This window comes from Sphingomicrobium sp. XHP0239, assembly GCF_039555325.1.
Taxonomy (GTDB): Bacteria; Pseudomonadota; Alphaproteobacteria; order Sphingomonadales; family Sphingomonadaceae; genus Sphingomicrobium; species Sphingomicrobium maritimum.
The window spans coordinates 1058283-1071956 of sequence record NZ_CP154608.1 but is presented as its reverse complement, the minus strand read 5'-3'; the positions used below and the strand labels follow the sequence as shown (position 1 = coordinate 1071956).

Sequence of the window (13674 nt, the reverse complement as noted above, 5' to 3'; positions counted from 1 at the left end):
CTGTCGTCTCGCTGGCGCCTATTTGCGCAATCGGTATCGATCGAGCATCGCGACGATGCCTGCCATGACCGGAAAGAGCAAAGAAGAGATGACGATCGGCGCAATGATTACATTAAGCGGCATTGCAGCACCCTGAATGGCGGCGATCCAGAGCTGGATGAATTCGGCGATCGAAATCAACAGGATGGCAACGAACCAGTCGGTGAAGAAGGTGCCGCGGATGCGACGCGCGTCCATGACGTCGAGGACGATCAGCGCGATCGTGAAGCACACCACCGACAGGCCGAGCGGGTGAAGCGTGATGAGATCATTGAACAGCCCCAGCGGAATGGCCGCCCAGTTGGGAAAGGGGTCGGATCGCTGCAACCGCCACGCGATCAGCGCCATCAACCCGAAATCGGGCCACCATCCGGTTGTCGACATGGCCGGGATCAGCGCCAGCATTCCCGCCACCACCACGCTCACCGCGGGCAGGGCTTCGGCATTCTTGCGCGGGCCCTGTTCGAAGGCACTCGGGCGTCGCTGGCGACGGCGCAGGATCATTCGGTGCCCGTCAGCGGTGCCTCGAACCCGCTCAGGGAGTCGGGTTCATAGGGGGGGAAGACGATCGCGACCGACGATTGTGCGGGCGTTGCGATCGGGACCGCAATGGCGCCGTCGTCGTCCAGCCGCAGGACGCGGGCCAACGGGACGAGCGGCGGATAAAGGCCGCCGGTACCGCTGGTGATGACGATGTCCCCCGGCTCGAACGGATTGCGTCCGACTTCCAACGGACGAAGGTCGATCGTCCCTTCGCCGCGTCCGCGCGCGATGACCGGCTCGTCGGTGCGGAGGATCCGTCCCGGCACGATCAGCGCGCGATCGGTCACCAAAAGCAGGCGCGAGGAAAAGGCTCCCGTGCCGACCACGCGGCCAAGCATTCCGTCGGCGCTGCGCACCGGCATCCCGATGCGGACCCCGTCGCTCCGTCCCGCCGACAGGATCGCGAAGCGGCGAACGCTATCCTGGCTCGATCCGACGATCCGGCCGCTGGCGACCGGTTCGCTCGACCGTTCGCGCAGCGACAAGGCTTCCTTCAACTGCTGGTTTTCGCGTTCGATCGCCTCGGCGCGCAGCGCGCGGCGGGCCAGTTCGTCGCGTTCCTCGCGAAGCGCGCTGTTCTGGCGGGCAGCATTCCAGTAATCGCCCGCGCCGGTCGCCAATCCTCTCGTGGTGGCGCCGACGGCGCTCAGCGACCGGGTCACCGGGCTAAACAGGTCGGTCGCCCCGCCGCGGATGCCTTCGAAGGTGCGCGGCGCGACGACGCTGACGGCGAGCAGGATCAGCCCGACGACCAGTCCGACGCCCAGCGCGACGAAGCTGAAGAACAGGCTATACTGCGCCCGTCGCGACCACCCCGGACGGCGGAATTTGCTCGCCCCCGCCACGCCTCAATTCAGACGGTCAGCAGGACGCCGCGATACTGCTCTTCCTCGAGCGCACGGCCGGTTCCCATCGCGACGCAGGTCAGCGGATCCTCGGCAACGATCACGGGCAGACCCGTCTCGTCGCGCAGCACCTCGTCCAGTCCTTCGAGCAGCGCGCCGCCGCCCGTCAGGACGATGCCCTGATCGCAGATGTCGGCGGCCAGTTCGGGCGCGGTGTTCTCCAGCGCGATGCGAACGCCCTCGACGATCGTGCCGACGGGTTCGGACAGCGCTTCGGCGATCTGGCCCTGGTTGATCGCGATTTCCTTGGGAACGCCGTTCACCAGGTCGCGGCCCTTGATGTAGACCGTCTCGCCGATGCCGTCGCTCGGCGGCTTGGCGATGCCGACTTCCTTCTTGATCCGCTCCGCCGTGGCTTCGCCGATCAGGAGATTGTGGTTGCGGCGGACGTAGGACGAGATCGCCTCGTCCATCTTGTCCCCGCCGACGCGCACGCTGGTGGTGTAGGCAAGCCCGCGAAGGCTCAACACCGCGACTTCGGTGGTGCCGCCGCCGATGTCGACGACCATCGAACCGACGGGTTCGGTCACCGGCATGTCGGCGCCGATCGCAGCCGCCATCGGCTCCTCGATCAGATAGACCGCGCTCGCGCCCGCATTGCTGGCGGCGTCGCGGATCGCGCGGCGTTCGACATTGGTCGCGCCCGAGGGGATGCAGATGACGATTTCGGGGAAGCGCCAGCTGCGCATCTTGCCGCCATGCACCTTCTGGATGAAATGCTTGATCATCTCTTCGGCCACGTCGATGTCGGCGATGACGCCATCGCGCAGCGGGCGGATCGCCTCGATCTGGTCCGGGGTCTTGCCCATCATCAGCTTGGCGTCGTCGCCGACCGCCTTGACCTTCTTAATGCCATTGATGGTCTCGATCGCCACCACGGAAGGTTCGTTCAGCACAATACCGCGTCCGCGCACGTAGACGAGCGTGTTGGCGGTGCCGAGGTCGATGGCCATGTCGTGGCTCATCCACTTGAACCATTTGTTCCAGAACATATGGGGTTCTTCCGTTTTGCTGTTATGGTGGCGCGAACGCACGGAGGCGTCGGCAGTCTCCAATCGTTAAACAAATTTTGTTGAAAGCGCGATGAATTTCTCTTGGAAATCCGAGGCTTTCGGCGCACCGATCAAGTGAGCGAAACTCGTTAACATGTCAATAAGAAGGCTCCCCAGCGCCCTCATCGACCGGATCGCGGCGGGCGAGGTGGTCGAACGCCCGGCGAGCGCGCTGAAGGAACTCGTGGAAAACGGCGTGGATGCGGGCGCGCGGAGGGTATCCGTTGCCCTGTCGGGTGGTGGGCTGACGATGCTCAGCGTCGAGGATGACGGGCACGGAATGAGCCCCGCCGACATGCGCCTCGCCCTCGAGCGCCACGCCACCAGCAAGCTTCCCGACGAGGCGATCGAGGACGTCTCCAGCTTCGGCTTTCGCGGAGAGGCACTGCCCAGCATCGCCAGCGTGTCGCGCTTCACGCTGGAAAGCCGCCCGGCCGACGGCGAAGGTTGGCGGATCGTCACGGACCATGGCGCGAGGGTCGAGGACGGCCCCGCCAGCGTGCCCCGTGGCACCCGCGTCACGGTGGAAGAACTGTTCGCGAAGGTCCCTGCCCGTCGCAAGTTTCTCCGGTCGCCACGGTCGGAATATCTTGCCGCGCTGGACGTGATGCGCCGCCTCGCGATGGCGCGGCCCGATGTCGCCTTTCGCTTCGAACATGACGGTCGCGCGATCATCGCCGTCCAGCCGCAATCACCTCCCGAACGCGTCGCCGCGCTGCTGACCCCCGAACTGGCGAGGAATGCGGTGGCGGTAGACTATCATCGCGGCGATCTGCGGCTTGAGGGAGTCGTCAGCCTGCCGACCTTCAATCGCGGCATGGGCGACCAGCAATTCCTGTTCGTCAACGGCCGCCCGGTGAAGGACCGGCTTCTCGTCGGCGCGCTTCGCGGGGCCTACCGCGACCTCATCGCGCGCGACCGCCATCCGATCGCCGCCTTGTTCGTCAGTTGTCCGACGGGTGAAGTCGATATCAACGTTCACCCCGCCAAGACCGAGGTCCGCTTTCGCGACGCGCAGGGCGTTCGCGCGCTGATCGTCGGCGGGGTCCGCCGCGCGCTGGACGAGGCGGGCCATCTATCGGCGGCGCGCGAGCAGCATGCACAGCCCGCAAACTGGACCGTCGAAGGGCATGGGGACGCCGCGGCCCCGCCCCCCGATCCCCTGCGCCAGCCGATGCCGCAGGGAACGGGCATGCCGAGGCGGGTCGCCGAGACGCAGGCGTCCTACGACCCGGGCACGTCGCCCTCCTTCGAAGCCGTCATGAGCGCTGCCCCGTTCGCCCGGGCCGCGCCTGCCGCCGAGACCGCGCCCAGCGCCGCCCGCCACCCGCTCGGTGCCGCGCGGGGGCAGGTCGCAGCCACCTATATCGTCGCCGAAGCGGAGGACGGACTGGTCATCGTCGATCAGCACGCCGCGCACGAACGGCTCGTGCTGGAAGCGATGCGCACGGCGCGCGAGGGCGATCCGGTGGCCAGTCAGCCGCTACTGATCGCCGAGCCGGTCGAACTGGACGAAGCCGATTGCGAGCGTCTGGAGGGGGCGGCTGCCGAACTTGCGACCCTTGGCCTCGAGATCGAACGCTTCGGACCCTCGACCATGCTCGTTCGGGCGACCCCGGCGCCGCTGGGCAACAAGGTGAAGGCCCCCAAGTTGCTCGCGGATCTGGCTGCCGAACTGGCAGAACTAGAAAGCGCGCCGACGCTGCAGGACCGCATCGACCTCGTTGCGGGCACGATGGCCTGTCACGGTTCGGTTCGTGCGGGTCGAATCCTGCGGGTGGAAGAGATGAACGCGCTTCTCCGCCAGATCGAGACGACGCCAAGATCGGGGCAGTGCAACCACGGGCGGCCGACGTGGGTAAAACTTGCTCTTAGCGACGTAGAAAAATTGTTCGGTCGACATTAGGTCAGCAGTTTCAGCAACTTGCAACCGATCTTTCGCGGCGATGAATCGCGGCATCATTATCCGTTCACCGCCTAAAGTCTTTCAGCTGCGGTCAGGGACACAACATTCGTATTTTTTCTGGAGTTTCCAATGATCAAGACCACTCTCGCCGCCGGCACCGTGCTCGCGTCCGTTCTCGCGGCATCGCCGGCCGCTGCCCAGCTGTTCGCTCCCTCCGGCCCGCGCGTCGAGCTGCAGGCGGGTCTCGACAGCGCGAAGGCCAATTCCGACTTCGGTGCCGAATATGAAGCCGAGGGGGGCTACATCGCCATCGGTGCGGGCTATGACGTCTCACTGGGCGTCGTGGCGCTCGGGATCGACGTCGAAGCGGGCAAGAGCGGCATCGAGGACAGCGTCGTGTTCGAGGAGGACGGTGTCGTCTACGACAGCGTGCTTACCAACACCTCCGACCTTTATATCGGCGGCCGTCTCACGGTTCCCGTCGCGACCCTTGGGGACGTTTACGTGAAGGCGGGGCTGACCCGGCTCGAGAACGAACTCGACCTTATCATCGATGATGGCGACACCCAGATCCGCGAGATCGTCACGGACGACGAGAACGGCTACCGGATCGGCGCGGGCGGGCGATACTATATCGGTCGCGGCGCCTTTATCGGCGGCGAATATCGCTACGCCGACTATGACAGCGACATCGAGAAGCACCAGATCGTCGGGACGCTCGGCATCAGCTTCTGATCCATTCGTTGCGCGACCGCTCCTCCCCGGCTCGCTCCGGGGAGGAGACTTTTTATGTTCTCGATGCTAATGTCTCCGTCTGGCCTAGGGGAGACCGGTCGATGAAGCAGGAAAGCCGCATCTATTACGCGCGTCGCGCCGCCGAGGAGATGGAGCGCGCGATGGCCGCCGATCATCCGGACGCTGCCGACACCCATCGGCAGCTTCAGCGTCATTATCTCGAACGCGCGTCGGTGGGCGAGCGTTCGATCGAGTCCTCCTCGGATTCGTCCGCCGAAAGCGTCTGAAGCCGGTCGCGCACCGCTTCCGAGGCATGAGCGCGCGAGCGTGCGCGCGCGTCGGAGAGGAGAGGATAGCCTTCCGCGGCTTCCTCGGCGAGCTGCGCCGCGAACTCCCCACCGCGAACGCTCTTGAGAATATCCTGCATCCGCTGGCGCACGTGGTAATCCGCGATGGCGGGACCACCCAGCACCGCGCCAAGCTCGGCGGTATTGCTGATGACCTCGCGCATGCCCGCAATTCCGCGCGCTTCGATGAGGTCCGCGAGTAACTTCAGTTCGCCGATACATTCGAAATAGGCGACTTCCTCGGAATAGCCCGCCTCGACCAGTGCTTCGTACCCGGCTAGCAGCAGGGCCGGTACGCCGCCCCACACCACTGCCTGCTCGTTGAACAGATCGGCGACGGCCTCTTCCTCGAACGAGGAGGCGATGAGGCCTGCGCGCGCGCATCCGATGGCTTTTCCATAGGCGAGCGCGATCGGTTTCGCGTGTCCGCTGGCGTCGCGGTGGACCGCCCACAGGCCAGGCATGCCCTTGTCCTCGGTATAGAGCTGGCGGAGAGCGGTGCCCGGCCCCTTCGGCGCCAGCAGCAGCACGTCGAGATCTTCGCGTGGCACGACATGGCCGAAATGGACGGCGAGCCCGTGACTGAAGCCCAGGGCGCTGCCGTTCGGGAGCGACGGTTCGATCGTGGCATAGATCCCCGTCATGAGTTCGTCGGGGACGAGCATCATGGTCAGCGCGGCACCTTTCGGAGCCTCACCGAGGGGGAGGGTCGTCAGCCCGTCCGCTTCGACCTTCGCGAAGGTCTCGCTGCCTTCTCGCAGACCGACAACGACGTCGATCCCGCTATCGGCAAGGTTGAGCGCCTGTGCCCGGCCCTGGTTGCCGTAGCCGATGATGGCGACGCGCTCGCCCTGCAGCGGGGAGGGGTCGATGGCGGCGTCACGAATGATGTCCATGCCGCCGGCTCTATCAAGCGGGAGAGAGCAGGGCCAGCGCGCGCTCGATCGCCGCCTCGTCGTCGAGCGGTTCGGCGAAGCGCGGCCAGTGGGCGGGAGGCTGGTTCCGGAACCAGGTATATTGCCGCTTCATATATTGGCGCGTGGCCAGCTGTCCTGCCGCAATCATGTCCTCGCGCGATCGATCGCCCGCAAGATAGGACGCGATTTCCGGGACGCCGATGGCCCGCATGACGGGGAGCGCAGGGTCGAGCCCGCGCCCGAGCAGCTCGCGAACCTCTTCCAGCACGCCCTGTTCGATCATGGTCTCGAAACGCCGGTCGCATCGTTCGGCGAGCCAATCGCGTGGGGGGAGGAGCAACAGGGGCCGCAGCGTGACGTCCTTCGCGATGCCGCCCTCCTTGCGCGCCTGCCAGAAGGATAAAGGCTTGCCCGATGATCGCACCACTTCGAGCGCGCGAGCGATCCGGGTGGTGTCACCCTTGTTCAGCCGCTCCGCCGCCGCCGGATCCTCCCGTTCCAACGAGGAAAAGTTGGTCGCCGTATCGGTGGTCCTGATCGCCTCGCGGATGTCGGGGTCGATATCGGGGACCGGAGCGATTCCTTCGAGGAGGGTGCGGAGATAGAGACCCGTTCCGCCGACGATGATCGGCAGTCGGCCCGCGTCGATGGCTTGCCCGACTGCCGCTTTGGCCAGCATCGCCCAGTCCGCTGCCGAACAGGCCTCTCCACCGTCGCGAACCCCGTAAAGCCGGTGCGGCGCGCGTTCGCGTTCTCGTGCCGAAGGACTGGCCGCGACGATTCGTAGATCGGCGTATATCTGCGCGCTGTCGGCATTGATGATCGTTCCGTTCGCATTTTCCGCGAGCCGCAGTGCCAGTTCGGACTTGCCGCTGGCGGTCGGACCCGCGATGAGCGCGAGAGGAGGTTTGGTGACCATATCCACGCTGATAGCAGCCGACGGGCTCGAGGCCAGCCGGGTCGCCACCATCGCCGGTGCGCGCGAATGGCGCTGGCTCGACGAAGGCTCCGCAGCCGAAATCGAAGGGCGCGTCGACAGCGCGACAGGCGTGGACGTGGTTTATCGGCCAAGCCCGTTCGAGCCGCGTCTTTTCCTCGCCGACATGGATTCGACCATGATCGGTCAGGAATGCATCGACGAACTTGCCGAAGTGGCGGGGGTGGGAGAGCGGGTCGCGGCGATCACCGAGCGGGCCATGCGCGGCGAACTCGATTTCGAAGGCGCGCTGCGCGAGCGTTTGGCATTATTGGACGGTCTGGATGCCGGTGTCATCGAACGGCTGCTCGCCTCGCGGATCCGCCCCAATCCCGGCGCGCGCACGCTCGTTCAGACGCTGAAGGCGCGCGGGGTCCGCTGCGTCTTGGTGTCGGGCGGGTTCACCGCTTTTGCGGACGTGATTGGGGATCGACTGGGGTTCGACCGCGTCGTCTCCAATAGGCTTTCCATCCAGGACGGTCGCCTCACCGGGACCGTCGAGGGCCCGATCGTCGATGCGGATCGCAAACTTGCCGTGCTGGAGGAAGAACGGGCCCGCCTCGATGGGGGTTATGTCGTCGCCATCGGCGATGGGGCCAACGACCTGCCGATGCTTCGCGCCGCCGATCTGGGCGTCGCTTATCATGCCAAGCCGCGCGTCGCAGCAGAAGCGGACGCGCGGATCGAGCATCACGGACTCGACGCCCTGTTATGGGGGCTCGGGATCGCCCGCGCCGAATGGATCGAAGGTTAGGGCGCGACGACGAAGCAGGGTTGCGCGCGTCGTTCCATTGCCGCGCAGGCGGCCTCGGCCTCGCGGTTCGAAGCGAACGGGCCGACGCGGAGCCGGGTGACGCTGCCGACCTCGCGATAGAAGGGCTGCTTGCCTTCGAACACGCGTTCGGTGCGAAGCGAGGCGAATAGCGACTGCGCCGCTCCGTCCCGGGAAAAGGCGCCGAGTTGCACGGTGTAGGCCGAAGCCGGGACGCTCGCCGCCGACGCCGCAACCGGTGTCGACGCGGCGGGTCGCGGTGTGGAGGTCGCACGTGGTCGGGGGGCGGCAGGAGCCGGACGGGTGCTCACCACCTGGGCGGGAGGCGCGGCGAGAACGTCGACGAGACGCTCGTCGCCCCGTGCCAGTCGTTGCGCCAGCGCGACGCCGGTGCGACGATCATCGACGTCGAGGACATCGTCCATTTCGGCCAACGTATTCCTTGCCGCGGCGAGGTCCTGGGCTGCCGCGCGGCTGACGAGCGCATAGCCGGTGACGACGTCGCGATCGAGTTCGTCGCCATTGAACAGCGCCGTCCCGTATACGAGCAGCGCGCGCGGTTCGCCCTGATCTGCCGCACCGCGTAGCCAGTTCAGGCCTTCTCCGCGTTCGCCCTCGCTATAGAGCATCAGTCCAAGGTTCGTACGGGCACCAAGATGGCCCTTTTCCGCCGCGCTTTCGAACAGCGCCTTGGCACGGCGTGCATCGGTGCGGATGCCACGGCCGAGCCGATAGGCCTGCGCCAGATTGTACTGCGCGTCGGCATCCCCGCTCTGGGCCAGCGGCGTCCAGATCGCGACCGCGCGCATCGGATCGCCGCCGCGCCACGCCGCGATCCCGTCCGCCACCGATTGAGCGGCCGCGGGGCTCGCGATCAGCGCAGCGGGCGCCAGCAATAGTGAAAGATGCCTCGTCATGGCGTTGATTCCTCGCATGAAACCATTGCGATGCGGTTACGATATCATGCGGTCCGTCGCCAAGCGTTCTTCGACGAAGATACGATGAACAACCCCCATGAAGCGTTAACCAGATTTTAGCTCCCTGTCGTCCAAAGCTCGTCCCGATACGAAATCGTCCCAAATTCCGGCGAGGGGAAGACAATGCGCGTTTTGGCTATGGCATCGCAGAAGGGTGGATCGGGCAAGACCACCGTTTCGGGCCACCTAGCGGTTCAGGCACAGCGGGCGGGGCATGGCCCCGTCTGCCTCATCGACATCGATCCGCAGGGCAGCCTTGCCGACTGGTGGAACGAGCGCGAGGACGAAATGCCCGCCTTCGCCCAGACCACCGTCGCTCGTCTCGCGAGCGACCTCGAGGTGCTGCGCCAGCAGGGTTTCAAACTCGCCGTGATCGACACGCCGCCCGCCATCACGATGGCGATCCAGTCGGTCATCGCGGTGGCCGAACTGGTCGTTATTCCGACCCGCCCCAGCCCGCACGATCTGCGTGCCGTCGGCGCGACCGTCGACTTGTGCGACCGCGCCGGAAAGCCCGCCATCTTCGTCGTCAACGCCGCGACGCCCAAGGCCAAGATCACCTACGAAGCCGCCGTCGCGCTGTCGCAGCATGGCACCGTCGCGCCGGTTACCGTGCATCACCGCACCGACTTCGCCGCCTCGATGATCGACGGTCGCACCGTCATGGAGATCGATCCCGAAGGTCGCAGTGCGCAGGAAATCACCGAGCTGTGGAATTACGTCGCCGATCGGCTGGAAAAGAATTTCCGCCGTACCGTCTTCGCCACCCCCAATCCGGGTCAGACCGGTCCGTCGAGCGCGCAAGCCGCGCCCCGTCCTGTCGGAGGCTTCGGCCGCCGGGTAGTCGGATAAGGAGAAGCGACCATGAATGCACCCAAGGCATTCGCGTCGCTTTCCGGCGGCCTGCTCGCCCGCAAGGGTTCGGCACGCCCCGCCATGCGGCGTCAGAATTTCGGCCAGGTTGGATCCGAGGGTCTCGAGGATCTCGGCTGGAACGACATGGGCACCGAGCCCGCCGTCACCAGCGAAGAGGGCGGCAACGTCGAATCCATTTCACGCAATCCGCTGTCGGGCCTTACGCCCAGTCAGCCCGTCGTCCACGACCAGCAGGCGCAACTCGCGCAGCAATATGCCGGGCACGAAGACGACGAGGATTATGCCAACGACCATGCGGACCTCGACGACTCGACCGCAGAGCTGTGGGATCCGGAGGCCGACGAAAGCCCCAACGTCTTCACCGGCAATCGCGATGCGAAGAAGTCGGACGCGCTGAGCGCTCCCGCCGCATCGAGCGATGACACCGAGGCGGAGGAAACGACCGCGCAGCTTGTATCGCGCGAAACCAGCTTCGATCGTGCGCCCGTGTCGCAAAGCACTTTCGCTCCCTACGGCGAGAGCGCGACGGATGTCGGCGACCTCGGCAGCGACGACGAGCAGGCCGAAGCCGAGGATTTCGACGCGCCGCAGCTGATGCGCACGGTCGCCGATCTCAAGCCGCTTACCGATCAGCAGCGCGAAGAAGGCGGTGCCTGGGGCGACGAGGAGGGCGAGGAAGCCTTCGAAGCGGATCCCGTTGATGGTTCGGCGGGCCTTACCGGCGCAAGCGACGATGATGCCGACGGCGACGTCTACGGCGAGGAAGAGGAAGCGACTGCGGACGAGGAAGCGGACGAGCATTTCGACCCTGCCACGACCAATCGCTTCGCATCCTTCATCACGCGTCCGGCACGCGATGATCATTTCGAACCCGAGCCAATGGAATCGTCCTTCGCCGAATATCGGAGCGAAGGCCCGAGCGAGCCGGCGGACGAGGACGAGGACGAGGACGAGCTATTGCTCGACGCCGACATGGCACTGGCAGATCCGCCGCGCGCCGAGGCGCCGGTCGATCTCGAAACGCGCGCAGTGTCCAGCCACGCGGTTGCGCAGGCCAAGGCCGGCGCGAAGGACAAGGCCGCGTTCACGCTGCGCCTCGACAAGCAGCGGCATCTCAAGTTGCGGCTCGCCTGCGCTCTCACGGGGCAGTCGGCGCAGAAGATGGTGACCGAAGCACTGGACCGCCTGCTCGGCGAAATGACCGAGCTCGACGAACTGGTGGAACAGGCGAGGGGCGAAAGAGCCGACTAGCCGAACAACCGACACGACGACGATTCCAAGGGAAGGGGAAAGTCAGATGAAGAAGCAAATGGGACAAGCGATCGCCGCCGCCGCAATGGCGGGCGCGCTCGCCGCCTGCACTGCCAGCACCGACCGGGTGGGCGGATTCGCGGGCGACGTCGACCGTGCCAACATGGGCATGGCGATGAAGGCACAATCCGCGCTGATCGAGGGAGACTTCGTCGCGGCGGTCGGGCTTGCCGAGCGGGCGGTCGAAACCAATCCGCGCGACGTCGGCTATCGCACTCTTCTGGGCAACGCCTATTTCGCCGCCGGACGTTTCGCGTCCGCCGAAGCGGCCTATCGCGATTCGCTCGAACTGATGCCCGCACAGCCTCAGGTGATCCTGAAGAAGGCGCTGGTCGAGATTGCCCAGGGCAAGTCGGCGCAGGCGCTCGACGGCCTCGAACAGGCGCGTGGCTACGTGAATGCGGCGGACCTCGGTCTCGCCGTCGCGCTGGCAGGTCGTCCGCAGGTCGCCGTCGATCTTCTCACCACCGCCGCGCGCAGCCCGCAGGCCGATGCCCGCACGCGGCAGAATCTCGCGCTCGCGTTCGCCATGACGGGCGACTGGACGCAGGCGCGCACGATCGCTTCGCAGGATGTTCCTGCGGACGAACTGGAAGCCCGCCTCCAAAGCTGGATGGCGATGGCCAATCCCGAGCATCCCAGCCATGCGGTCGCGGCGCTCACGGGCGTCACGCCCGCGCAGGCCGACCCCGGCCAGCCGGTTGCGCTCGCGCTCAATCGCAATGCGGATCAGCCGCGCTATGCCGCGCTCGCTCCGCAGAACGTTGCGCCGGCGCCCGCCCCGGTGGCGGCACCGCTCCCTGCGCCTGTCCGCACGGCGATGGCACCGCGTGTCGCGCTGGACGATGCGCCGGTCAGCTTCACCAAGTCGATCGAGATCCCCATCCACGACGTGGCACTGGTTGAAGCCGATGCCGCCGAGGTCAGCCGCGAAGAAACCGTCACCGTTGCCGCGCTCGATGTCGATCCGATCGCCCCGATCGCACTGCTTGCCCGCGCTGCCGCCGAGGTGAAGGCTGCACGCTCGACCGCAGCTCCGGGCCTCAGCACCGAAGCCGTGCGCCTGACGGAATCGGCGGGGTCGCTTCGTGTGAAGGCGGTCGCGGCAGAAGAAGCCAGCCGCTCGGTCGTCCAGCTGGCGTCCTACCACGATCGCGATCTTCTGGATCATGGTTGGGCCATCGCCACCCAGCGGTTCGGCGCGCTCGAGGCGTTCCAGCCGATGGCGGCGCGTTTCCGTCACGACGGCAAGACCTTTTACCGTCTTGCCGCCCACGGCTTCGCGAGCGACGCAGATGCGCGCAGTTTCTGCACCGAGGTGAAGGCCGCGGGTGTCGACTGCTTCGTGCGCAAGATGGCGGGCGACACGCCCTTCAATCGCAAAGGCTGATTTCGGACAGTCTTGAACTAGCTCAGTGCGTGCGGCGGTCTTCGATCATCCAGTCGAGGACCGCCATGCGCGTGGCGACCCCCATCTCGACCTGGAGCGCGATGAGCGAAGCATCGCCGTCGGCGATTGCGCCGTCGATCTCGACCCCGCGGTTCATCGGACCGGGGTGCATCACGACGGCTCCCGGCGCGGCGGTGGCGAACCGCTCCGCCGTCAGACCGTAGCGGTCGAGATATTCGCCCGGACCGTCGCCAAGGTCCTCGTCCAGCCGCTCGCGCTGGACCCGCAGCATCATCACGACGTCCGCACCGGCCACCGCTTCGTCGATGCCGTCGGGTCCGTCGTGCCCGTCGGGCATGAGTTTGGAAGGCCCCGCACGGCGCACCTCGGCACCCAGCCGTTCGAGCAGTTCGGCGGTCGAATTGGCGACGCGGCTGTGCCGGATATCGCCGCAGATCGCGACGTTAAGTCCCTCGACGTGCCCGAAGTGATGGCGGATCGTCGCGACGTCGAGGAGGCCCTGCGTGGGGTGCTGCCCCGTGCCGTCACCGGCGTTGACGACGCTCGCCTCCATCGCAGCGGCGACTTCTTCGGGAGCGCCGGGAGTGGCGTGGCGGATCACCATCACGTCGGGGCGCATCGCATCGATTGTCCGTGCGGTATCGGCGAGCGTTTCGCCCTTGGCGATCGAGCTCATCCCCACCGGCATCACCGTCACCATCGCCCCCAGTCGCTGCGCCGCCATGTCGAAGCTCAACAGGGTACGCGTCGACGGTTCGAAGAAGGCTAGTACGACGCTGGCGCCGGGGTGGCGATCGGTCGACCGGACAGACTGACGGTTATCTAAGAGCCACCTGTCGGCTTCCTTCAGAATACGGTCGAGCTGGTCGTCGGAAAGGTCGGCGGGGCGGATCAGGTCCATGGCCGC

General features: G+C 66.3%; 13 protein-coding genes. 6 read left to right on the top strand and 7 right to left on the bottom strand.

What is annotated here, in order from left to right:
- Nucleotides 1–18: 18 nt before the first annotated feature.
- Genes mreD through WJT74_RS05475 form a run of 3 tightly spaced genes read right to left on the bottom strand, consistent with a single transcriptional unit; the run spans nt 19 to nt 2479 of the window.
- Nucleotides 19–543, bottom strand: a complete 525-nt coding sequence (mreD, locus tag WJT74_RS05485; protein WP_343347794.1) for a rod shape-determining protein MreD — start codon at nt 541–543, stop codon at nt 19–21.
- Nucleotides 540–1427: a rod shape-determining protein MreC gene (mreC, locus tag WJT74_RS05480; RefSeq protein WP_343347792.1), complete on the bottom strand. Its 888-nt coding sequence runs from the start codon at nt 1425–1427 to the stop codon at nt 540–542. Before mreC ends, mreD begins: the two co-directional genes overlap by 4 nt.
- A gap of 8 nt (nt 1428–1435) precedes the next feature.
- Nucleotides 1436–2479, bottom strand: coding sequence for a rod shape-determining protein (locus tag WJT74_RS05475; protein WP_343347789.1), 1044 nt, complete (start codon nt 2477–2479; stop codon nt 1436–1438).
- 154 nt (nt 2480–2633) lie between these two features.
- On the opposite strand from WJT74_RS05475, the gene mutL reads away from it, so the two are divergent.
- Both mutL and WJT74_RS05465 read left to right on the top strand, forming a co-directional pair.
- Complete coding sequence (gene mutL / locus WJT74_RS05470; RefSeq protein ID WP_343347787.1) at nt 2634–4445, top strand: DNA mismatch repair endonuclease MutL; 1812 nt, start codon at nt 2634–2636, stop codon at nt 4443–4445.
- A gap of 129 nt (nt 4446–4574) precedes the next feature.
- Nucleotides 4575–5180, top strand: coding sequence for a porin family protein (locus WJT74_RS05465; protein ID WP_343347784.1), 606 nt, complete (start codon nt 4575–4577; stop codon nt 5178–5180).
- Between the two features lie 214 nt (nt 5181–5394).
- Here WJT74_RS05465 and ilvC read toward each other — a convergent pair whose 3' ends face one another.
- Both ilvC and miaA read right to left on the bottom strand, forming a co-directional pair.
- A complete protein-coding gene (ilvC, locus tag WJT74_RS05460; protein WP_343347782.1) occupies nt 5395–6423 on the bottom strand; it encodes a ketol-acid reductoisomerase in 1029 nt (342 codons plus the stop codon).
- Nucleotides 6424–6436: 13 nt separating this feature from the next.
- A complete protein-coding gene (gene miaA, locus WJT74_RS05455) occupies nt 6437–7363 on the bottom strand; it encodes a tRNA (adenosine(37)-N6)-dimethylallyltransferase MiaA (protein WP_343347780.1) in 927 nt (308 codons plus the stop codon).
- Between miaA and serB the strand changes: the two genes are divergently transcribed.
- Entirely contained in the window at nt 7356–8174 is an 819-nt protein-coding gene (gene serB / locus WJT74_RS05450; RefSeq protein ID WP_343347777.1) for a phosphoserine phosphatase SerB, read from the top strand. The two genes, miaA and serB, sit on opposite strands and share 8 nt — an antisense overlap.
- Here serB and WJT74_RS05445 read toward each other — a convergent pair.
- Nucleotides 8171–9109, bottom strand: coding sequence for an SPOR domain-containing protein (locus WJT74_RS05445; RefSeq protein ID WP_343347774.1), 939 nt, complete (start codon nt 9107–9109; stop codon nt 8171–8173). The genes serB and WJT74_RS05445 overlap by 4 nt on opposite strands.
- A gap of 183 nt (nt 9110–9292) precedes the next feature.
- Between WJT74_RS05445 and WJT74_RS05440 the strand changes: the two genes are divergently transcribed.
- From WJT74_RS05440 to WJT74_RS05430, 3 genes are read left to right on the top strand one after another with little or no spacing between them, the layout of a single operon-like run.
- On the top strand, nt 9293–10021 hold the full coding sequence (locus tag WJT74_RS05440; RefSeq protein ID WP_343347772.1) for a ParA family protein: 729 nt from the start codon (nt 9293–9295) through the stop codon (nt 10019–10021).
- Nucleotides 10022–10033: 12 nt separating this feature from the next.
- Nucleotides 10034–11296: a hypothetical protein gene (locus WJT74_RS05435; protein ID WP_343348272.1), complete on the top strand. Its 1263-nt coding sequence runs from the start codon at nt 10034–10036 to the stop codon at nt 11294–11296.
- Between the two features lie 46 nt (nt 11297–11342).
- Nucleotides 11343–12746 (top strand): tetratricopeptide repeat protein, encoded by a 1404-nt coding sequence (locus tag WJT74_RS05430; protein ID WP_343347769.1) that lies wholly within the window; start codon nt 11343–11345, stop codon nt 12744–12746.
- Nucleotides 12747–12768: 22 nt separating this feature from the next.
- Here the strand turns inward: WJT74_RS05430 and WJT74_RS05425 are convergent, their stop codons facing one another.
- A complete protein-coding gene (locus WJT74_RS05425) occupies nt 12769–13668 on the bottom strand; it encodes an aspartate carbamoyltransferase catalytic subunit (RefSeq protein WP_343347767.1) in 900 nt (299 codons plus the stop codon).
- Nucleotides 13669–13674: the final 6 nt, after the last annotated feature.

Excerpts from the sequence above, each read along its gene's own strand:
- WJT74_RS05465 (WP_343347784.1), top strand. The coding sequence starts at position 4,575 with ATGATCAAGACCACTCTCGCCGCCGGCACCGTGCTCGCGTCCGTTCTC.
- mreD (WP_343347794.1), bottom strand. The coding sequence starts at position 543 with ATGATCCTGCGCCGTCGCCAGCGACGCCCGAGTGCCTTCGAACAGGGC.
- miaA (WP_343347780.1), bottom strand. The coding sequence starts at position 7,363 with ATGGTCACCAAACCTCCTCTCGCGCTCATCGCGGGTCCGACCGCCAGC.
- WJT74_RS05430 (WP_343347769.1), top strand. The coding sequence starts at position 11,343 with ATGAAGAAGCAAATGGGACAAGCGATCGCCGCCGCCGCAATGGCGGGC.
- WJT74_RS05435 (WP_343348272.1), top strand. The coding sequence starts at position 10,034 with ATGAATGCACCCAAGGCATTCGCGTCGCTTTCCGGCGGCCTGCTCGCC.
- WJT74_RS05440 (WP_343347772.1), top strand. The coding sequence starts at position 9,293 with ATGCGCGTTTTGGCTATGGCATCGCAGAAGGGTGGATCGGGCAAGACC.
- WJT74_RS05475 (WP_343347789.1), bottom strand. The coding sequence starts at position 2,479 with ATGTTCTGGAACAAATGGTTCAAGTGGATGAGCCACGACATGGCCATC.
- WJT74_RS05425 (WP_343347767.1), bottom strand. The coding sequence starts at position 13,668 with ATGGACCTGATCCGCCCCGCCGACCTTTCCGACGACCAGCTCGACCGT.
- ilvC (WP_343347782.1), bottom strand. The coding sequence starts at position 6,423 with ATGGACATCATTCGTGACGCCGCCATCGACCCCTCCCCGCTGCAGGGC.
- mutL (WP_343347787.1), top strand. The coding sequence starts at position 2,634 with ATGTCAATAAGAAGGCTCCCCAGCGCCCTCATCGACCGGATCGCGGCG.
- WJT74_RS05445 (WP_343347774.1), bottom strand. The coding sequence starts at position 9,109 with ATGACGAGGCATCTTTCACTATTGCTGGCGCCCGCTGCGCTGATCGCG.